General features: G+C 31.9%; 17 protein-coding genes and 3 tRNA genes. 7 read left to right on the top strand and 13 right to left on the bottom strand.

All coding sequences use genetic code 11. The annotated features are described in order from the left end of the window. Nucleotide 1: 1 nt before the first annotated feature. From BLQ93_RS00675 to BLQ93_RS00645, 7 genes are read right to left on the bottom strand one after another with little or no spacing between them, the layout of a single operon-like run. Nucleotides 2-853: a YitT family protein gene (locus BLQ93_RS00675; protein ID WP_092127449.1), complete on the bottom strand. Its 852-nt coding sequence runs from the start codon at nt 851-853 to the stop codon at nt 2-4. Further along, nucleotides 854-1915 (bottom strand): peptide chain release factor 1, encoded by a 1062-nt coding sequence (prfA, locus tag BLQ93_RS00670; protein ID WP_092127447.1) that lies wholly within the window; start codon nt 1913-1915, stop codon nt 854-856. It abuts the gene before it with no gap. Beyond that, the gene (locus BLQ93_RS00665; protein WP_092127445.1) at nt 1916-2884 is read right to left on the bottom strand and encodes a hypothetical protein; all 969 of its coding nucleotides are present in this window, start codon (nt 2882-2884) and stop codon (nt 1916-1918) included. Then, complete coding sequence (locus BLQ93_RS00660) at nt 2874-3491, bottom strand: phosphoribosyltransferase (protein WP_092127443.1); 618 nt, start codon at nt 3489-3491, stop codon at nt 2874-2876. The genes BLQ93_RS00665 and BLQ93_RS00660 overlap by 11 nt, the downstream gene beginning before the upstream one ends. Continuing rightward, a complete protein-coding gene (locus BLQ93_RS00655; RefSeq protein WP_159427457.1) occupies nt 3475-3984 on the bottom strand; it encodes a phosphoribosyltransferase in 510 nt (169 codons plus the stop codon). The genes BLQ93_RS00660 and BLQ93_RS00655 overlap by 17 nt, the downstream gene beginning before the upstream one ends. Beyond that, nucleotides 3981-4988 carry an AmmeMemoRadiSam system radical SAM enzyme gene (gene amrS / locus BLQ93_RS00650; RefSeq protein ID WP_092127439.1) on the bottom strand — a complete coding sequence of 336 codons (1008 nt, stop codon included), beginning with the start codon at nt 4986-4988 and terminating at the stop codon, nt 3981-3983. Before amrS ends, BLQ93_RS00655 begins: the two co-directional genes overlap by 4 nt. Before the next feature lie 10 nt (nt 4989-4998). Then, entirely contained in the window at nt 4999-6270 is a 1272-nt protein-coding gene (locus BLQ93_RS00645; protein WP_092127437.1) for a sensor histidine kinase, read from the bottom strand. 77 nt (nt 6271-6347) lie between these two features. Here BLQ93_RS00645 and BLQ93_RS00640 point away from each other — a divergent pair, with 77 nt between their 5' ends. The 6 genes from BLQ93_RS00640 to BLQ93_RS00615 all read left to right on the top strand — a co-directional run bounded on the left by BLQ93_RS00640 (nt 6348) and on the right by BLQ93_RS00615 (nt 11883). Continuing rightward, nucleotides 6348-7769, top strand: a complete 1422-nt coding sequence (locus BLQ93_RS00640) for a GGDEF domain-containing protein (RefSeq protein WP_092127435.1) — start codon at nt 6348-6350, stop codon at nt 7767-7769. Further along, nucleotides 7766-8815: a M24 family metallopeptidase gene (locus BLQ93_RS00635; RefSeq protein ID WP_092127433.1), complete on the top strand. Its 1050-nt coding sequence runs from the start codon at nt 7766-7768 to the stop codon at nt 8813-8815. Before BLQ93_RS00640 ends, BLQ93_RS00635 begins: the two co-directional genes overlap by 4 nt. A 13-nt stretch (nt 8816-8828) precedes the next feature. Beyond that, nucleotides 8829-9392, top strand: a complete 564-nt coding sequence (gene efp / locus BLQ93_RS00630) for an elongation factor P (RefSeq protein ID WP_025392499.1) — start codon at nt 8829-8831, stop codon at nt 9390-9392. Continuing rightward, nucleotides 9393-10526, top strand: a complete 1134-nt coding sequence (locus BLQ93_RS00625; protein ID WP_092127431.1) for an MFS transporter — start codon at nt 9393-9395, stop codon at nt 10524-10526. A gap of 21 nt (nt 10527-10547) precedes the next feature. Beyond that, nucleotides 10548-10623, top strand: a tRNA-Ala gene (locus tag BLQ93_RS00620). 108 nt (nt 10624-10731) lie between these two features. Beyond that, on the top strand, nt 10732-11883 hold the full coding sequence (locus tag BLQ93_RS00615; RefSeq protein WP_092127429.1) for an MFS transporter: 1152 nt from the start codon (nt 10732-10734) through the stop codon (nt 11881-11883). On the opposite strand, the gene ppdK is transcribed toward BLQ93_RS00615, so the two are convergent. After that, nucleotides 11880-14522, bottom strand: coding sequence for a pyruvate, phosphate dikinase (gene ppdK, locus BLQ93_RS00610; RefSeq protein WP_092127427.1), 2643 nt, complete (start codon nt 14520-14522; stop codon nt 11880-11882). The two genes, BLQ93_RS00615 and ppdK, sit on opposite strands and share 4 nt — an antisense overlap. A gap of 120 nt (nt 14523-14642) precedes the next feature. Between ppdK and BLQ93_RS00605 the strand changes: the two genes are divergently transcribed. Continuing rightward, nucleotides 14643-14718: transfer RNA gene (locus BLQ93_RS00605), tRNA-Asn, on the top strand. A gap of 371 nt (nt 14719-15089) precedes the next feature. Here BLQ93_RS00605 and BLQ93_RS00600 read toward each other — a convergent pair. The 5 genes from BLQ93_RS00600 to BLQ93_RS00580 all read right to left on the bottom strand — a co-directional run bounded on the left by BLQ93_RS00600 (nt 15090) and on the right by BLQ93_RS00580 (nt 20840). Beyond that, a tRNA-Phe gene (locus BLQ93_RS00600) sits at nt 15090-15165 on the bottom strand. A 64-nt stretch (nt 15166-15229) separates the two neighbouring features. Further along, a complete protein-coding gene (locus BLQ93_RS00595; protein ID WP_092127425.1) occupies nt 15230-16003 on the bottom strand; it encodes an enoyl-CoA hydratase/isomerase family protein in 774 nt (257 codons plus the stop codon). Between the two features lie 24 nt (nt 16004-16027). Then, on the bottom strand, nt 16028-18937 hold the full coding sequence (gene fdhF, locus BLQ93_RS00590; RefSeq protein ID WP_092127423.1) for a formate dehydrogenase subunit alpha: 2910 nt from the start codon (nt 18935-18937) through the stop codon (nt 16028-16030). Beyond that, complete coding sequence (locus tag BLQ93_RS00585) at nt 18934-20400, bottom strand: NADH-ubiquinone oxidoreductase-F iron-sulfur binding region domain-containing protein (protein ID WP_092127421.1); 1467 nt, start codon at nt 20398-20400, stop codon at nt 18934-18936. The genes fdhF and BLQ93_RS00585 overlap by 4 nt, the downstream gene beginning before the upstream one ends. Next, the gene (locus BLQ93_RS00580) at nt 20397-20840 is read right to left on the bottom strand and encodes an NADH-quinone oxidoreductase subunit NuoE family protein (protein ID WP_092127419.1); all 444 of its coding nucleotides are present in this window, start codon (nt 20838-20840) and stop codon (nt 20397-20399) included. Before BLQ93_RS00580 ends, BLQ93_RS00585 begins: the two co-directional genes overlap by 4 nt. Nucleotides 20841-20872: the final 32 nt, after the last annotated feature.

The raw sequence follows: 20872 nt of genomic DNA, 5'->3' as shown, positions 1-20872 counted from the left end.
TTTAAGAGCGGATGTGTTTTTTTATAATTCCGCCGGTTGCGGCAGAGATGGGGTGGGCTATAATGAAAGCCCCTTCATCTATGTCAAAAATTAGCTTTTTTAATTTAATCATTTCAAGGCGCGTAACTACGCAAGATAAAGATTCTTGTTCTACTCCAGTGTATCCACCGTAAGTTTTGTAAACTGTAACGCCTTTTTTAAGTTCATGAATAATCATGTTTTTAATTTCTTGGCTTTTGTTTGAAATAATAATTACATTATTATATTCTTCTATACCATATATAATAAAGTCCATTGTTTTATAAGCGCTAAAGTAGGCTAATATAGAATACAAAGCTTTGTCAATACCTAAAAAAAACGATGCACTAACAAATATAAGTATATTTAAAAAAAGTATTACGTTTCCAACTGTTATAGACAACTGTTTACCAATAACAACTGCCATTAATTCTGTGCCGTCTGATATACCTCCATTTTTTACAACCAGACCAACACCTGCGCCCAGAAAAAATCCACCAAAGACAGCACTGAGTAATTTATCATGCGTTATGCTTGGAAAATTGATAAAAAAAACAAAAAAACCCAAAAGAAAGATTGCAAAAATACTTTTTATCATAAATAATTTTGAAATATTAAAGTAACCAAATATCAAAAATGGGATATTAAGAGCAACTATAGCTAATCCCAAATCTATATGTAAAATAAAGTGAACAAGCATCGATATGCCTGTAACGCCACCATCTATAAACTCATTTGGCAGCAAAAAACTTTTTATACCGAAACTTTCTATTAATACGCCAAAAGCAACTAAGAAAAAACTAACAAAACTGTTAGAAAAATTTTCTTTGTTCAATTAACCTTCCATCTGAGTTAATTTTTTGGTTTGATCCGCAATTAATAGCGATTCTATAAGTTCATCAAGCTCACCTTCAAGTATTTGATCAAGTTTGTACAATGTTAAATTAATCCTGTGATCAGTTACGCGCCCTTGAGGAAAATTATATGTTCTAATGCGCTCAGATCTATCACCACTACCAACTTGTGCTTTTCTGGTTTTTGCTATTCGTGATTCTTGCTGGCTTCTATAAAAATCGGATAATCTAGCGTATAGAATTTTCATTGCTTTTTCTTTATTTTTGTATTGAGATTTTTCATCCTGGCAGGTAACTACAATGCCTGTTGGTATATGAGTTATTCTTACAGCAGAGTCAGTTGTATTTACATGCTGTCCACCAGATCCAGAAGACCTATAAACATCAATTCTTAAATCATCAGGGTTTATATTTACTTCAATTTCATCTGCTTCTGGTAGTACTGCAACTGTTGCAGCAGATGTATGAATTCTACCTTGGGATTCTGTTATTGGTATCCTTTGGACTCTGTGCGTCCCGCTTTCAAATTTAAATTTAGAATATGCACCTTTGCCTTTAACATTGGCTATAATTTCTTTTATACCCCCAGCATCAGACAGACTTTTTTCTAAAATTTCTACTTTAAAATTATGATTTTCTGCATATTTAACATACATTCTGAATAAATCCTGCGCAAAAAGGGCAGCTTCTTCACCGCCAGTTCCAGCTCTAATTTCTAAAATTATATCTTTTTCATCAAGTGGATCTTTAGGGAGCAACATAATCTTTAGCTCGTCTATTAATTGTGAACTTTTTGTTTGCAAATCTTTGATTTCTTCTTTTGCTAATTCTTTTAATTCGTTGTCTTTTAATAATTCTTCGTTTTGTTTTATTTGTTCTTGTATATTTTTGTATAGTTTGTATTTTTCTACAATAGGTGTAATTTTTTTTAATTCTTCATTGAGAGTTTTTAATTTTTCATAGTCGTTTAAAACTTCATTGGAACTCATTTGTTTTTGAATATCGTTATATTTTTTTTCTAATGATTCTAATTTATCAATCATCTACTCTCCTACCTTTAAGCTATTTAATTTTTCTTCATCTATATTTTCAAGATTTTCAAATATTTGATGGCCTTCTTCTGAAACACATAAAACACTTTTAGCTTTTTTAGAATATCTTAAAACAATTTGTGATGCAAGTTTTTTTTGTTCTTTGGTAGATTTCTTTAAAAATACTGCACATGTTCCAGGTTGATCAGGTGTTTCAAAAAAATCGAATTTATCTTTATAACTTGCTATTATATCATATTCATTTTTTTGACGCGCAACAACAAGTAAATTATCATCGATTACAAAGTGTCTACCAATATGGGCAAATTTATAATACTCTAAAAGGTCAAGTTTTAATAAGTTTTTGAGTCTATTAGCAAAGTAAGGTTCGGTAAGCAAGCATCCTCCAGCTGGAGTTTCAAAATTTTCAATATTAAAAAGTTTGGCAAGGGCAAGTTGAGGTTTTCTAGACCTTCCAGATATAGCATATAGTTTGTTTCTATCAACAATACCAGTTTTTTCAGGTAGTGTAATTGGAAGTAATTTAGCAGAAAGTGGTCTTAAAACAAGGTTTTCAAGTTGAGATTTTTTTTCTATTAGAAGAATATTTGCTTTGTTTCTTTGACTAAAGGGTCTCTGACTTAAAACTTCTCCAGTTATTATAAAAGAAGCACCAGTTTTTTCCATTAGTTCTTTAGCTTTTTCAAACATCAAAATCCTGCAATCCAAACATGGATTTAGATTTTTACCATAGCCATACTTAGGCTTTTTGATTATATTTAAATACTCGCTATCAATTTCAGCTATATTAAGTTCAACGCCGAGTTTGTCTAAATTTTGCTTTAAAGTTTTTATATCTTTTTTATAAAATGGTGTTTTTATAAAAAGTGCCGAGATTTCAAGACCAAGATTTACTGCTATATGTACAGCAAGGAGACTATCTAAACCGCCCGAATATAAAACAACAGCTTTATTGTTCATCAGATATAATTTCTTCGACCTCTTGATCACTTAGTTGATGGAAATCTTCGTAATACATACCGACACTGAAAAAAGGATCACTTGAAACAATAAGAGCAATCACAGGTACTATTTTGTTTAATTTTTCAAAAGTATCCTCTGCTATAACAGGTGCAGCTACAATAATTTTTTTTGGGTGTAATTTTTGTATGTCTTTTATGGCGGCTTCCATAGAAAGACCTGTGGCTATGCCATCATCGACCAGTATAACAGTTTTTGAATCAAGATTTTCAATAGGTTTTTTTCTATATTGTTTTATGTAGGATTCAATTTTGTTTTTAGTTTCTTTTATCGCTTCGTTTGTAATTAGACTTGAAAAAAAAGGATCGATAATTATTTCGCCAAATTCACCCATAGCACCGATTGCAAATTCTTCGTTGTCGGGATGAGGTATTTTTTTTGATATGTAAATATTAAAATCTATATTTAAAGCTTTTGCAATAGACGAAGCAACGCTTACACCACCCCTTGGTAGAGCTAATATGATAGTTTTTTCATCTATGTAGTCTTTCAATTTTTTAGCTAGTTCGATGCCTGCTTCTTGTCTATTTTTAAATCGAAATTTCATAAATGTCTTCTAAATCTCTGTATTGTTCGTTATAATCCATACCAAATCCGACTAAAAAACCTTTTTGGATGTCAAATAACTTAAAAGACGGTTCAATATTTGCAATTCTACTTTCTTTTTTATCAATCGCAACGCAAATATATACATCTTTTGCACCCAAACTTAAAATGTAGTTTCTAACTTTAGATATTGTTTGGCCAGTATCCAATATATCATCGATTAGCAAACATACTTTATCTTTTACATCTAATGTGGGTTTTTTAGTCCATTTTAAATCAGTGCTTTTATCGTATTCATAGCTTTTGACGCCAATGGATTCGTATTCATAGTTAAATTTAAAATATTTTGATAGTTCATCAAAAAACGGTTTTCCACCTTTTTCAATATAAAATACCACTATGTCTTGATTTTTAAATACACTATTTATTTGATTTGACACCTCTATTATGCGACTTTTTATATCATTTTTATCAATAATTTTTTTCAAGTTCATAATACTCCAGCAATTTGTGCATTGCACTTTGGGCATTTGTTGCCAGAAAGTACATTTTTTATTATAGCAAAACCGCTTCGCTCAATCAATAATTCACCACAATTATAGCAATATGTATTTTCAAGGTTATTTTTTGGTATGTTTCCTCCATAAACATACCTTAGACCTACCGATTTTCCAATATCGTAAGCTTTTTGAATAGTTTTTATGCTTGTTGGAGGAATACTGGTAAGTTTATATGTAGGATAAAAAGCACTTATATGCCATGGTATATTTTCGTCAACCGATTTAATAAATTTAGCTATGTCTTCAATTTCTTTTTCAGAGTCATTTAATGTAGGAATAATAAGGGTTGTAAGTTCAATCCAGATCCCTTTTTGTTTTGCATACTCAATGCTCGATAAAACAGGTTTTAGCCTACCTCCTGCTATATTCTTGTAAAAATTTTCATTCATTGATTTTAAATCGATATTAGCCGCATCTATCAAACCAGACATCTTATCTATTACCTGTTTTGTAAAAAAACCGTTTGTAACAAAAACATTTTTTAACCCTTTTGATTTAGCAATTTTGGCAATGTCTATTGCATACTCAAAAAATATAGTAGGTTCTGTATACGTATAAGCGATTGAATTACATTCAAAAAATATAGCATCTGAAACTACATTATCCACAGAATAATACTTTCCAGCTGCCTCATCATGATAATACATATATTGACTAATTTCATAATTTTGACAGTTTAAACATGTAAAATTACACCCAACCGTAGCAATAGAGTAACTTTTTGATCCGGGTAAAAAGTGATAAAGTGGTTTTTTTTCAATAGGATCTACTGCTTGAGCAATAACTTTCTCATAAACTAGACTATAAAGTTTTCCTTTTATATTTTTTCTAACTTTGCAAATACCACTTTTATCTTCTTCTATTATGCATCTGTGAGCACACAAATCACATCTGACTTTTTTTTCATTTAAATGTTTATATAGATAGGCTTCTTTCATATCCAACTCCTTATATAAGCGGTAAGCTTATTCTAAATATAGTACCATTTTCATCGCTTTCAACCTCAACTGAGCCACCATGCAAATTGATTATATTTTTAACAATAGGTAAGGCCAAACCTTTTTTTGTTGATCCACCCGATACAAATGGTTCAAAAATATTGTTTAATATAGCTTTTGGTATTATATGCTCTCTATTTGAGATTTCAATAATCAATATTTTTTTATTTGAAATTGTTTTTTGGTATGTTTGTATATAAATTTTTATTGGATCTTTTTCTATTTCAATTAAGCTATCTATAATGTTATTTATTGCAACAGTAAATTTTTTTTTGTCTAATTTTACAAATTTTATACGCTCGTCCATATTTGTAACAAAGTCAAGGTTTTTTATTCTTTTTTTAAAGTCAAATATTATATTATTAAACAGTGTTATTATATCAACATCTTCAAATACCATTTTACCATCAGATATTTGCAAAACATTATTTAATACAACATTAAGTTTTTTACTTTCGTTTTTAATCTTTTCAATATATTTATCAATATCTTCAAGTTTTCCTTCTTTGATTTTTCTATCCAGGATATCAGCTATACCACCAATGGACATAAGTGGGTTTTTTAAAACATGTGACATATCTTCAGTAAAACTTTCCAGAATTTTTCTTTTTTCCTGTTCTATCAGTTGTTTTTGTAGCACATCTATTTCCTTTATATATTTTGTAAGCTGTATATTTTTTTCTTCAAGCTCATTTTTTAAATTTTCTCTAATAATAGAATAATAAGCTACGTATTCGCTAATAATTCCAGAAGGCAAGGATATAATAAAAAGCGGTATAATTTTGTATATTAAATCCAATGCATTGAATGACATAGTTATACCTAGATACAGTATAAATATACCCGCAACAAGAGCAAGAAAAAGCCCATACGAAAGCCCAAGAAGTATTGAAGCAATAGATATAATAACAAAATATCCACTGTAAAATACACTATGAATACCACCTGTATTATACATAAAATATGTTATTACAAATTGGTCTACAAAAAATGTTAAAAAACAAAATAAATGACAATACTTGCTATCAATAGTTATTCTTATAATATAAAAAAGTATATAAATATAAATAAGACCTAAAAAAACATAATAGATTGTATCGTTTGTTCTAGAATTATATATACACCAAAACACAGCAGCAACTGTAGATATTATCCTTATAAACAATATTATAAAATTTAGATATATCGGCGGTATCATTCTGTCAATATATTCTATCCTCATTTTTCTTGCAAAAACGCCTAAAAAAAGTAATATAATGATAGCATTATTTATTTGAAGTGTCAATGAAGGTTTAAAAGGTGTTTTTTAAAAAAGAAAATAATTTATCTTATATAGATAGTTTAAAAAATATAGCAACTCATGCTTTAAGGTTATTAAAAACAGATGATCCAAATATAAACGAAACAATCGAAAAATACATTGATATGATAAAAAGCATAAAAGATGAAAATAGCATGAATAAAATGAGAGAAAATATAGTAAATTTTTCTATAAAATATGGTGATTTTATTGATAATAAAAAAAAGCAAAATGATTATTTAATTAAATCAATTATTAATGCTTTATCTCAAATTGCTAAAGATTATGACTCTTCAAAACACTGGCAGGAAAGTTTTTTGAATATAAAAGAATTATTAAAAACAGAAATCACATTGAGTGTTCTTGAAAATATTAACACAATACTGAAAAATCTTATATTTTCTGCCAAAGATACAAAAGATTCGGTATACAAAGAATTAGCGGAGATAATATTTTCTACGCTGGATATTGCAGTTGAATCTGATAAAGCTGTTGAATATAAACAGGAACTTTTGGCACTAAAGAAAGAATTGTATTTTAATAGTGCACTTTTGAGTACAATTTCGGTTAGAGAAAATTTAAAAAAATTAATTGAAAAAAAAGAAAAACTTGAAGAAGAGTATTTCAATCAACTTCAAGAAAAACTAAAACAAGCAGTAAAAGCACTAACGTATGTTATGAATACACTTACAAAGGATATCAGTAACTATGGCGATGAATTTCAAACACATATTGATCAGATAGATAGTCTTGTTGGGCTTGAAAATATTGATGTTGATGAAATGAGTAAAAAACTTATCGGCATAGCCTTAAAAATCAAAGAAAGCACAATATCCATGAATAATAAAATTAAACAACTCAGCGAGATAATTGAAAAATCAAAAAATACAATTCAACAATTGCAAGAAAAATTAAAAGAAGCTCAGGAAAATTTAATTATTGATCCGTTGACGAAAGTTTATAACAGAAGAGGTTTGTGGCATTTTCTTGAGCATGAAATAGAAAAAGCCAGGCGGTACAGGAAAAATTTATCAATTATAATGTGTGATTTGGATAAATTTAGTCAAATTAACAACACATACGGCCATCAGGTAGGGGATAAGGTATTAGAAGTTTTTGCAAACACAATTAAATCTTTATCTCGTGGATCTGATATTGTAACAAGATATGGCGGAGAAGAATTCTTGATAATTGTGCCAGAAGCTAATCTGGATCAAGCTTATCTTTTTGCTGAAAAAATCAGAACAGCAACAGAAAAATTAAAATTTAAGTATAAGGATAAAGAGTTTTATATAACAGTAAGTTTGGGGGTTGCCCAATTTAGACAGGAAGATACAATTGAAACATTAATTGAACGTGCAGACAAGATGCTCTATGAAGCAAAAAAAACAAGAAATGCCACAGTAAAGGAGATGTTATGACAAGAATTGAGAAAATTAATAACAAATTAAACGAGCTTGGTGCGGATTGTTTCATTTCGTTTGATAAATCAGATGTACTTTATTTTACGGGTGTTGATGGGGATGGTATTTTATTAATTATTGACAAAAAAGCATTTATATTTGCAAATAAACTTTCTTACGATTACATTGTTAACAAAAAACCAAAAGCTGACGTTATCCAAATTACTCAAGGTATTAAAAGACTTGAAGAGTTTTTAATTGAAAACAAGATTCACTCCATCGCACTTGATTTAAAAAGCACAAGTGCTTTTAGTTACCAAACGTTACTCAAAAACTTTGAAATAAAAGATGCCACTGATGTTTCCAAGCAAATTAGAATGATAAAAGAACAAAATGAGATAAATGCAATAAAACGGGCTGCAATAGTCGCTCGAAATGCCTTTACAAAAGTTTACCCAATGATTAAAATAGGTGTTAGTGAGAAAGAACTTAAAGACGAGCTTGATTATCAGATGGCTAGATTTGGAGCTCAAAAAACTGCTTTTGAGACAATTGTTGCAAGTGGCGTAAATACTTCCTTTCCCCACCACAGACCAACGGATAAGAAAATTGAAGATGGGGATTTTTTGATGATAGATTTTGGTGCTTGTGTTGATGGCTACAATAGTGATTGTACATACACTTTTTTGGTTGGAAAGCGTACAGACGAAGAAAGGAATTTTTACAACGCTGTGTTTTATGCACAAACTTTTGCAAGAGAATTTATTGCACCAAACAGGACACGTGCCAAAGACATTGATAAAAGAGTTAGAGATGAACTTGCTAAATATGGTCTTGATAAATATTTTATACATTCTACAGGACATGGCGTAGGTCTTGATATACACGAGTTACCTTATATTGATTCTACAAGCGAAACGCTAATTGTGCCAAATATGGTTTTTACCATTGAACCAGGCATATATATACCTGGAAAATACGGAGTTAGAATTGAACAAACTATCTTGGTAAAAGAAAATGATGTTGAAATATTAGGTTATGCACCATTTATGGAAATTATTTAATTAGGAGGAGTTGATGTTAAGCACTAGTGAATTTAAAAAAGGCTCTAAAGTTGAGATAGATAATGAGCCATATGAGATTATAAGTTACGAGCACATTAAGCCAGGTAAAGGTCAGGCGTTTGTAAGGGTAAAACTGAAGAACTTGAAAACTTTAAACGTTGTTGAAAAAACTTTTAAATCCGGTGTTAAAATACCAAAAGCAGATGTTGAAGAAAAACCCATGCAGTATTTGTACCAGGATGAACACGGTTATCATTTTATGGATAATTCAAACTATGAAGAATATGTTATACCAAAAGATGTAATTGAAGAAGAAGCCAAGTTTTTGCAGGAAAACAAAGATGTTTTTGTATTACTTTACAAAAACTTACCAATTGGTATATCTTTGCCAAATTTTGTTGAATTGAAGGTTATAGAAACTGAACCAGGTTTTAAAGGCGATACTGCAGCAACTGGCACAAAGCCTGCTGTTTTAGAGACGAATGCAACCATACAGGTCCCTTTTTTTATTAAGGAAGGTGATATAATAAGAATAGATACACGTACTGGAGAATATGTAGAAAGAGTCAACAAATAAATGGCAAAACCTATTAAGACACTAACTTTAATTACACTGTCGCATTTAGTAAACGATTGGTATTCACTTTTAATTCCTCCAGCTATACCTATATTAAAATTTGCTTATCATCTAAGCTATATTCAAAGCGGTGTGCTTGTTAGCACCCCTTATGTGGTTAGTGCAATTTTGCAAACATATATTGCATATTTAGCAGAAAAAAAAGCTAAACGTGTTTTAGCTTTAAAATTGGGTTTTTTGATATTAAGTTTATCATTTATCCTTTTTTATTTTTCTAACTCTTTTTTACTTATGGTTTTGGCAGCATTACTTATTGGGGTGGGACTTAGTATATATCATCCGCAAGGTATGGGTTTGCTTGCAAATGTATTTAAAAATCAGAAAGGTATGGCGCTTGGTGTAAATGGTATTGGTGGAGCTATTGGATTTTTTCTGGCACCAGTAAGCATGGGTTATTTGCTTTCAAAATTTGGCTTGAAAGCATTTCTTTTGGTTGCCATACCAGGTTTTTTGATGGTAATTATCTTAATGCTTTGTAAACAAGAAGAAAAACCTCTCGATATAGTTTTAAAGCATGTTTTTTCAAAAGAATTGTTAATTGTGGGTTTTGTGGCTATGGTTTCGCCATTTTTTTCAAGAGGCATTTCTGCATTTTTGCCTGCTTACTTTTACAATAAAGGCCAGAATATTCTAGATGCAAACCTCATGGCTAGTGTCATGCTTCTTGCAGGCATTATTGCTCAACCTATTGGTGGCAAATTATCCGATAAATTTGGTAGAAAAGAAGTAATTTTTGCAAGTTATACGCTTATGGCTGTATTTTTGATTTTATTTTTATTTTTTCCAAATCTGATTTTACTTTTTCTTCTTGGTTTTGCAACGAGTGTATCTATACCTGTAAGGCATGCATTAGCTGCAGAAGTAGGTGGTAAATCAATGAATGCAAACATTGCAGTAAGCTATACCATGGTTATGGTAGGGGCCTCTATTGCGCCAATTTTAATTGGTTTTTTAATAGATAATTTTGGTTTTAATATAGCATTTGGCATAAATTCAATAATTGCAATAAGCGGTGCCTTGCTCTTATTTTTTGTAAAGCCAAAACAACAAAACTTGACAATTTCATCAAATTAAACACAATAATGATAATGTCAGGGGCGGTTAGCTCAGTTGGGAGAGCGCATGCTTCGCACGCATGAGGTCGGGGGTTCGAATCCCCTACTGTCCACCAATATAGGTTTTTTATAGTTTTTTAATTCTACTTTTCGATAACGTATTGTTTTGCAAAAAATTTATACTAAATGTTTGAAAAAAGTTAATTTTGATATAAAATATTTTTATGAAAAAAAAGATTAATCTTATTTTTATTGTTCTTATAATAATCTCAATGACATTTGCCCTAAGGGCAAGCAATAATATGCTTTTTACGATGGTACCTTTACTTGGAAAATACTATCTAAATTTCACTACCTGGCAAATTGGTATTTTGAGTTCGCTTTTTGGTGTATTTCCATTTTTAGTTAGTGCTTTTTTAAACGCTAAACTAAAAAGCTCATCGAGAAAAAAATTTTTTGTATTTTCTGCTTTTTTATATTTTGCAAGCTTTATAATGTTTTACTATTCAAATAGCGTAAATATATGGTTTCTAGTTAGCATTGCAGGCTTTTCACTAGGTGCATTAATGCCTAATATTATTACAGCAGCAGGCCTTTGTGAAGATAGGTTAAAAAGAGAGCGAATTATAGCTATATACACAATAACACTTAGTACTTCTTTGATTATAGGTCCTATTATAGAGTCTTTTTTGTTGAAATTTGTAAATTTAAGGGAATCATTTTTGATATTTGCAATTTTTCCTTTTATTGCTTTTTTGATGTCTTTTTTTATTCAATTTCCTGATGAGTCAAAAGCGGAAGCAGAAAAAGTAATGGTTATAAAAAACCCTTACTTTTTGGGTGCAATAATTAGTATATTGATTTACAATATACCTTTTGCAACATTAATTGCTTTTGGAGGAATTTATGCAAAAGATGAGTTTGGTTTGGATATCTCAACTATAAATCTTTACTTTAGTTTATTTTTTACATCTTCATTTTTAGGCAGGCTATATTTAGTTATAAAACCTCCAGAAAAGATTTTTCACGATATGATATTTTCGGGTATTTTAACAATTGGTGGTATTTTTTTGATGATTATTTCAAATTCTCCTTTTATTTTTGCGGTTTCGCTGTTTATACTTGGTTTTCCACACGGTTTTACATTTGTTTTATCCCTTATTAGTTTATCAAGAGGTTTTGATGTTTCTCAAAGAAACATAGCAAATAGTTACTTTTTTTCTACTGTTAATATCATTGGTACGCTTACACCGCTTATATTTGGCTATATATTAAACTTTATAAATATCAAAATGCTTTTTTACCTTTTGTTGCCTTTTGCATTTGTATTTTTAAGCCTCCTTGTATTAAAACTAAAATCTTCAAAATTTATTTAGTCTTTGTCGGCTTTTTTATTTATTGTAGCCTGTGCACAGGCTAATCTTGCAACCGGTACTCTGTATGGTGAACAGCTTACATAATCAAGTCCAATTGAATGAACAAACTCAATAGATTCTGGGTCGCCTCCGTGTTCTCCGCAAATGCCAAGTCTTAAGCTTTTGTTTGCAATCTTACCCTTTTCTACAGCCATTTTCATTAGTGTTCCAACGCCTTTTGTATCTATTGTTTTAAATGGATCTTCTTTTAGTATGCCTTTTGCTAAATAATCAAACAAAAACCTGCCTGCATCATCGCGACTAAAGCCAAATGTCATTTGTGTTAAATCGTTTGTGCCAAATGAAAAAAAATCAGCTTCTTTTGCAATTTCATCTGCAACAGTACAGGCTCTTGGTATTTCTATCATTGTACCCACCAGGTAAGTAAGCGATGTATTTTTCTGATGTATAAGCTCATCTGCTGTTTGCTTTATAATGTTTTTAAGGTACTTTATTTCTTCATCTATACCTACCAATGGTATCATAATTTCTGGTATGCACTCAATGCCTTCTTGCTTTAGCTCAAGCGCCGCTAGGATAATTGCTTTTGTTTGCATTATAGCAATTTCTGGATAAGTTATGGTTAATCTGCAGCCACGGTGACCAAGCATTGGGTTAAATTCGTGCAAGTTTTTAATAGTATCTTTTAATTCATCTACAGATATATTGAGATTTCTTGCCACTTCTTCTATGGCGCTATCGGTTTGTGGTAAAAATTCATGCAAGGGCGGGTCAATAAGTCTTATTGTAACTTCAAGTCCTTTCATGGTTCGAAAAAGAGCTTTAAAATCTTCTTTTTGCATTGGCATTAATTTATCTAAAGCTTTTTGTCTAGTTTGTGTATCTTTTGAAACTATCATTTCTCTTACAGTGTTTATCCTATCGGGTGCAAAAAACATGTGTTCCGTTCTGCAAAGTCCAATGCCTTTTGCTCCAAATTCGAGCGCGACCTTAGCATCTTGAGGTGTATCTGCATTTGCTCTAACATACATCCTGCTTACCTCATCTGCCCATTGCAAAATTTGTGATAGGTCTTTATCTAAACCAGATGGCTTTATGGTCTTGACCTCGCCCAAAAAGACTTCGCCTGTTGAGCCGTCAATACTTATTGTGTCTAATTCTTTAACAACAGTGCCATTTGCGCTAAATTGCAAATTTTTGTAATCAATAGAAATTTCTTCGCAGCCAACCACTGCGCTTTTGCCCATACCACGTGCGACAACCGCTGCATGCGATGTCCTGCCCCCCTGTGCAGTCAAAATACCAACTGAAGCAGCCATACCTGCAACATCTTCTGCGCTTGTTTCGTGTCTAACCAGGATTACCGGTTCGCTTTGTCCAATTTCTTCAGCTTTTTGTGCGCTAAATACCACTTTGCCAGAAGCCGCGCCAGGTGATGCACCAAGGCCTTTTGCTATAAGTTTGGCTGATTTTTTTGCTTTTTCATCAAATGAAGGATGTAAAAGCTGATCTATTTGGTCTGTGCTGATTCTTGAGATGGCTTCTTCTTTAGTAATTAAGCCTTCTTCTACCATATCTTTTGCAACCTTAACAGCTGCTTTTGCTGTTCTTTTGGCAGAACGTGTTTGCAACATGTATAATTTTTTTCGCTCAACAGTAAATTCTACATCCTGCATATCTTTGTAATGCGCTTCAAGTATATCAAATATTTTTAACAGCTCATCGTAGGCTTCTTGCGAGATTTGCTTTAATTGTTCAAGTGGGTAGGGGTTTCTAATACCTGCAACCACATCTTCGCCCTGCGCATTTACCAAAAATTCGCCGTATCGTTTTTTTTCTCCAGTTGATGGGTCTCTTGTAAACGCAACCCCAGTGCCGCTGTCGTCTCCCATATTGCCAAAAACCATGCTTACAATGCTTACTGCGGTACCAAGCAAATCACTGTCTTTAATTTTGTTTATGCGCCTGTAGTCAATGGCTCTTTTGTTCATCCATGAGTTAAATACTGCATCTATTGCTATCCAAAGCTGTTTGAATGGGTCTTGCGGGAACGATTTGCCGGCTAAATCATAAATTTTTTTGTACTCTTTAATTAGCCATTTTAAGCCTTCAATGCTTATTTCGTGGTCAAATTTTACATTTTCTTTTTTCTTTATTTCTTTAATTTTGTCTTCAAATAATTCTTTATCTATGCCAACAGCTACATCGCCAAACATTTGTATGAATCTTCTGTATGAATCAAGCGCAAAACGCTCATTGTTTGTAGATTTAGCTAATCCAATAACAGTTTCGTCATTTAAACCCAAATTGAGTATTGTGTCCATCATGCCAGGCATGGAAATTTTTGCGCCAGATCGCACAGATACAAGAAGAGGATTGTTTTTGTCGCCAAATTTTTTACCCGTTGCTTCTTCTAAGCGTTTTAGATTTTGTTCTACTTCTTCTTTTAAGTTAGGAGGGTATGTTTTGTTGTTTTTGTAGTAATAATCACACACTTCTGCGCTGATTGTAAAACCTGGTGGCACGGGGATTTTAGCAAGAGCCATTTCAGCCAATCCTGCGCCTTTTCCTCCTAAAATGTCTTTCATTGAACCATTTCCTTCTGCAAACCCATTACCAAAAAAATACACAAATTTCATATATAGCCTCCTATTTGAAAAGCACCGTGTTATTTTGAAAATAAATTATTAGGAATTCAATGTCAAGTTTTTTAATACTTGACAAAAAAAATTTATTGTAATATTATACAAAAGTGTTGCTCCTCTGTAGCTCAGTCGGTAGAGCAGCTGGCTGTTAACCAGCGGGTCGGGGGTTCGAGTCCCTCCGGAGGAGCCAAATTTTTTTGTGTGCATATCTTTGTTAGCTGTATATTTAAAACTGTAATCTGTCAACGTAATACAGAAGCATTATTGATATAATTATATAATTTTTAAAAAGAAAAACTAAAAATTTAACGATCAAACAAATTATATCATTAGCATACCTCCAATTGATTAATTGTACCATTTTAACAGTTTTTAAGCTTTGGTGTAATACATTTTTAAAGAATGTTGATATGGCGGAATTAAGCATAAAACTCAATATGGTGCAACAGAATGCTAAAAAAGATTAAAAATGATTAAAAGTAATTAAAGAAAATTAGTATTTTACTTTTATATATTTTGTTAAATATTTACTTTTTAAATAGGGTTTTTAAAGGAAAATAATGGTGCCGAGACGTGGAATCGAACCACGGACACAGGGATTTTCAGTCCCTTGCTCTACCGACTGAGCTATCTCGGCACGCAATTACTAGTATAAAAAAAATTCTTTAGTTGTCAACTCAAAAAATCTAAAACTATAAAGGTTATCTTTTCTTAAAATTAGGCTGTCTTTTTTCAATAAATGCATTAACACCTTCAACGGCATCTTCTGTAGCAGCCAAACTTGCAAATAGTTCGCTCATATAGTCTGCTGCTTTGTGATACTCAAGATCACTCATTTTGTATATGCCGGTTTTGCCAATTTCTAACGCAAGGGGGCTTTTGCTGGCAAGTGTATTTGCAAGCTCAAGTGTTGCTTCTTCTAATTTTTCATCATCTACAACACGATTTATAAGCCCAAACTCAAGTGCCTGCTGGGCTGATATAATTTCACCGGTTAAAACCATTTCAAGGGCTCTTTTTCTACCCACAAGTCTTGTTAATGGTACAGCTGGACCAAGGCAAATCAAACCCACGTTTATGGCTGTTGTGCCAAATTTTGCACTTTTTGCAGCAACAGCTAAGTCACACGCAAAAACAAGTCCTGCGCCATTTGCAAGCGCATAACCATGAACCTGGGCAATTACTGGTTTTTTCATATTTGCAATTGTATGATTATGCTCATCCATTAGTTTTATGAATTCCCTATATTCTTTATGTGATCTTCCCTTTCTAAATTCTTCAAGCTCAATACCTACAGAAAAATTTTTTCCATTTGCTTTGATAATTACAACAGCCACATTTTCATCATTATCAAGGTTTACAAGTGCATCATTTAATTGTCTTGCAAAAGCTACATTAAAAGTATTCCAGTTTTCAGGCCTATTAAGTGTGATAAAGCCGATTTTACCTTCTTTGGATGTTAGAATCTCACTCATTAAATTCCTCCTATCGATAATTTTTTAAACTCTTTCTATTACCTGTTTTAGTTGATAATCAATTGGTTCAATTGTTTTCAATGTATTAATTTTATCCGTGTCCCAATTTTTCTTTATGTGATTTACTATTAGCTGGGTTCTTGTTTCTTGTGGATATTTTTCGAAAAATTTAAAAATCTTTATGTATTGTTCCAAAATGCCTGGATTTTTAGTTTGATTTATCTCGTATGTTTCTTTATCTGTTTTTTTAATATTTACAAGCATAAATTTATATTCTGGTGTATCTGTAGCCCAATCTGTATTTTGTGACAATAAGGCATTTGTCTTTGGTTGTGTAAAATGGAACGTAGTAAATAAAACACCAGGCTTTATTTTATCTGTAACTTTTGCTTTTAATGTGATTTTTGCGCTTTCGCTTTTGACTTCAACCAAATCATTATTTGATATATTGAGTTTTATGGCGTCTTTTTCGTTAATTTCAAGGTAATCAGCATCATAAAAAGCAACATTTTTAGTTTTGCGTGTTTGGTTGCTTGAATTGTAATGGAATAGGTTCCTGCCAGTTGTCAATATAAAAGGGTAGGTATCGTTTGGCAATTGGTTTGCTACATAATTGGTTATGAAAAATTTGCCTTTTTTGTTTAAAAACTCGTCTGTGTGAAGTATACGTGTGCCTGTTTGATTTTTACTATCAACTGGCCACAATAGCGAGCCGTAATTTTGTAGTTTCTCATAAGTTAAAGTACTAAATTGTGGACTAAGTAGAGCAATTTCGTTGAATATTTCTTCTTCGCTATTGTAATCCATAGGATAGCCAAGTTTTTTTGAAAGCTCAGTGATGATTTTATACTCATCAATGCCGCTTAGTGGTTCTATAACTTTGTTAACTTTTGAGACCCGTCTTTCCCAGTTTGTGAATGTGCCATTTTTTTCTAAATACGATGAACCTGGCAACACCACATGAGCAAATTGTGTAGTTGGGCTTAAAAATAATTCTTGCACTACAAGAAATTCTAAAGAACTCAATGCCTCTTTGATATGGTAAGTGTTTGGGTCAGTTTGGAAGACATCTTCTCCTACAATATACATACCTTTAAGTCTACCATCAATTGCTGCTTTAAACATTTGAGGTATAGTAAAACCAACGTTTGTATCAAGTGTCTTTTTCCATACAGATTCAAATGTTTTGCGTGTTTGTTCGTCGCTTATATGCCTATAAAAGGTAAATACATTTGGAAAAGCACCCATATCAGAAGCGCCTTGAACATTATTTTGGCCTCTTAAAGGCGAAACACCACAGCCTTCTTTTCCTATAAAGCCACACAGCATTGCAAGGTTAGTTAAACAAAAAACACCGCTTGAGCCAAATGTATGTTCAGTTACTCCAAGACCGTAAACAATTGTAGCTTTTTTTGAAGTGGCAAATTCTCTGGCTGCTTTTTCAATTAAATGGCTATCTACACCTGCTATTTTTGATACATTAGTTGGATTGTATTCGTCACTTAATATGAAATCCAGCCATAATTTGAAAGAATCTATATCGCATTTGTTTTCTATGAAATCTTTATCATACAGATTTTCTTTCACAATTACATGAGCTATTGAATTTAATAAAGCAACATTTGTACCTGGGTATGGTTGCAGGTGGAGAGCTTTTATATGAGGTTGTTTTGCTAAATCTATTCCTCTTGGATTAATAACTATGAGTTTTTTACCTGATATTGCAAGTTGTCTAATTAATGAGCCAACCACAGGGTGTGCATGTGTTGTATTTGAGCCTACCACCATTATGCATTCGGCTTTTTTTAGAGATTCAATATCTGCTGTGCCAGCACCGGTTCCAAATGCTAAGCCAAGCGCAAAACCGGTTGGCATATGGCATACTCTGGCACAATTATCAATATTGTTGTTTTCAAATGCGCATCTGGCTAATTTTTGAACCAAAAAAACTTCTTCGTTTGTGCATCTTGAAGAGGCAAGGGCAGCAAGTGCATATTTTGAGTATTTTTCTTTAATATTCTTAAACTTCCATGCAACAAAATCAAGCGCTTCTTCTAGTGTAGTTTCTTTGAAATCATCAGTAATTTTTTCTCTTATAAGTGGTTTTTTTATGCGTTCAATTGAATTTACAAATTCCCATGCAAATCGCCCCTTTACGCACAAATGGCCTTCATTTGGACCTTTATCGTCTCCAACGATATTCACTATTGTATTTGCTTTTGATTCAACAATTACATGACAGCCAACACCACAAAAACCGCATGTAGTTTTTGTAAAATTATACCCAGAGCCATTTTGGACAACATTTTTTTCAATTAAAGCACCCGTTGGACAAGCCTTTACGCATGCGCCACACGATACGCACTCTGAATTAATAAAATCGTTAATACCTGGCTTAATATACGAATCATATCCTCTTGATAGTATTGTTAGAGCGAAATTTCCTTGAATTTCATCGCAAGCCCTCACGCACCTTGCACACATTATGCATTTTGATGAGTCAAACTCAAAATAAGGGTTTGAACTATCTTTGTAGCTTTTTATATGTGCTTTTGTATTAAACCTTACATCTCTTATGCCAACTAGACTTGCAGCTTCTTGAAGCTCGCATCTTAAATTATTTGGGCAGGTTGTGCAATCAAAGTTGTGTTCGCTTAAATAAAGTTCTAATATATTTCTCCTAATTTTGTTAATTTTTTCTGATTGAGTACAAACAACCATGCCATCTTGGGCCAATGTTGTACAACTTGCAGAAAATCCTTTTTTGCCTTCTATCTCAACAATACATAATCTGCATGAGCCGTAAGGTTTTAAATGCTCAAAAGCACAAAGTGTCGGAATTTTTATACCGGCATTTCTGGCTGCTTCCAGTATTGTTTGACCTTCAAAAGCTTTAACTTTTTTGCTATCTATAACTAAGTTTATTTCATTCATTGTATATCTACTATACCAAAATCATTGCCAAAATATTTTAGACTGCTTAGCGCACTTAAATGTGTTAATCCCCCAAGTCCGCATAAAGATGCCTCTTTTAGTGTATCCAGTAAATCATACAGAAGAATTAAGTTTGATTGAGTGTTTAGGTGTAAGTCGGTTAGAATTTCTTTTAATCTTACCTGACCAATTCTGCAAGGTGTACATTTTCCACATGACTCATGGATATAAAAATCGATTAAATTGAGCAATATATCTTTCATGTTTGTGTTTTTATTAAACGCTACTACGCTTGCATGACCTAATATAAAGCCTTCTTTGCTTAACTCATCATTGTTTAATTTTAAATAAAATTTTTCTTTGGGTACAAATGCCCCAAGTGGACCACCAATTTGAACAGCTTTAATATCATCTATGGGTGTATCTGCGAATTTGCTTATTAATTCTTCTATGGTTATATCATTTGCAACTTCGAACAACCCTTCCCTTTTTACTGCACCGCTTAATTGAAGTGGCGTGGTATGAGTATCTCTTGAGCCTTCAAATAACCTTACAATATCAATAAAGCTTAATACATTGTTAATCAGTGTGGGTTTATTAAAAAGACCGCTTATAGCTGGTAGTGGAGGGCGAGGGCGTACGAGGCCTCTTTTATTTTCAAGACTCTCAATTAGAGCTGTTTCTTCTCCACAAACATAGGCGCCACCGCCAGTTACAATATATAAATCAAATTCGTAACTGTCGTTTTTACCCAGGTAATTATTTTGATAAGCAATATCAATAGCTTTTTGAAGAACTTTTTTTGCATTAGGATATTCTGACCTTAAATATACAATACCTTCTTTTGCATTAACTGTTATGCCAGCTATTATCATAGCTTCAATTAAACTAAATGGATCATTTTCAATAATTAATCTATCTGCAAAAGAACCAGAATCACCTTCATCAGCATTGCATATAACGTATTTTATATCGGATTGTACGTTTAACACAGTTTGCCATTTTATATAGGCAGGAAAAAATGCACCCCCTCTGCCTCTAATATCCGCAATCTTGATTTTTTCGATAACATCTTTTGACTCCATTTTTAAAACTGTTTCTAAAGCCCTAAACCCTCCAAGTTTTTTATAATCTTCGATACTTGTTGGGTCGTTTTTGCCTAAATTTTTAAATATTACTCTATGTTGATTTTTTAGATAAGGTTGATTGTCTATATTATCTATAAGATTTTTTGAATTAAGTGGATTTTTTAAAATATTTTCAATATCAATATTTTCTACATTTGAGATTGCAATTTGTTTATTATCCTGCTCAATTTCCAAAAGTGGTTCAAGCCACATTAATGCACGTGTTGAACGTTTGTTGAGAGTGAATGTCGGGTTATTTATACCTTTTAATTTTTCAAAAATTTCAAACGAACCAACGGACTGAGCGCAAGTATCTAAAGATATATAAATATTCATATATTCCTCTTTAATTGTGTCAATATATTATCAAACTTTTCCTTATTCATATCACCATATACTATACCATCAATCATAACAGAAGGTGAACGTGGACAATTTCCAAGACAATAAACACTATCTAAAAAGAAATCTTCATTGTGTTCGCCTATATTTAAATTTAATGTAGTTTTTATGTAATCAACAATATCTTTAACATTTTTTGCCTGACAGCTTTCTGCCTGGCAAACCCTTATATGATGTTTGTATGTTTTTGGTTCCAGGCGAAAATCTTTATAAAATGTTATAAAACCATACAACTCTGCATAAGATAAGTTAAAAGATTTACATAATTCATTAATTGACTTTTGAGGTATGTAACCAAGATTATCTTGAATAGAACGCAAAGTATTAAGTAGTTTTCCTGTTTCTTTTAATTTGAATTCTTCAGTATTATTCATATTAATCCTCCTAATTAAACATAGCAATTATA

The organism is Desulfurella multipotens (genome assembly GCF_900101285.1).
Classification (GTDB): Bacteria; Campylobacterota_A; Desulfurellia; order Desulfurellales; family Desulfurellaceae; genus Desulfurella; species Desulfurella acetivorans.
This window is presented reverse-complemented; position numbering and strand designations above follow the sequence as displayed.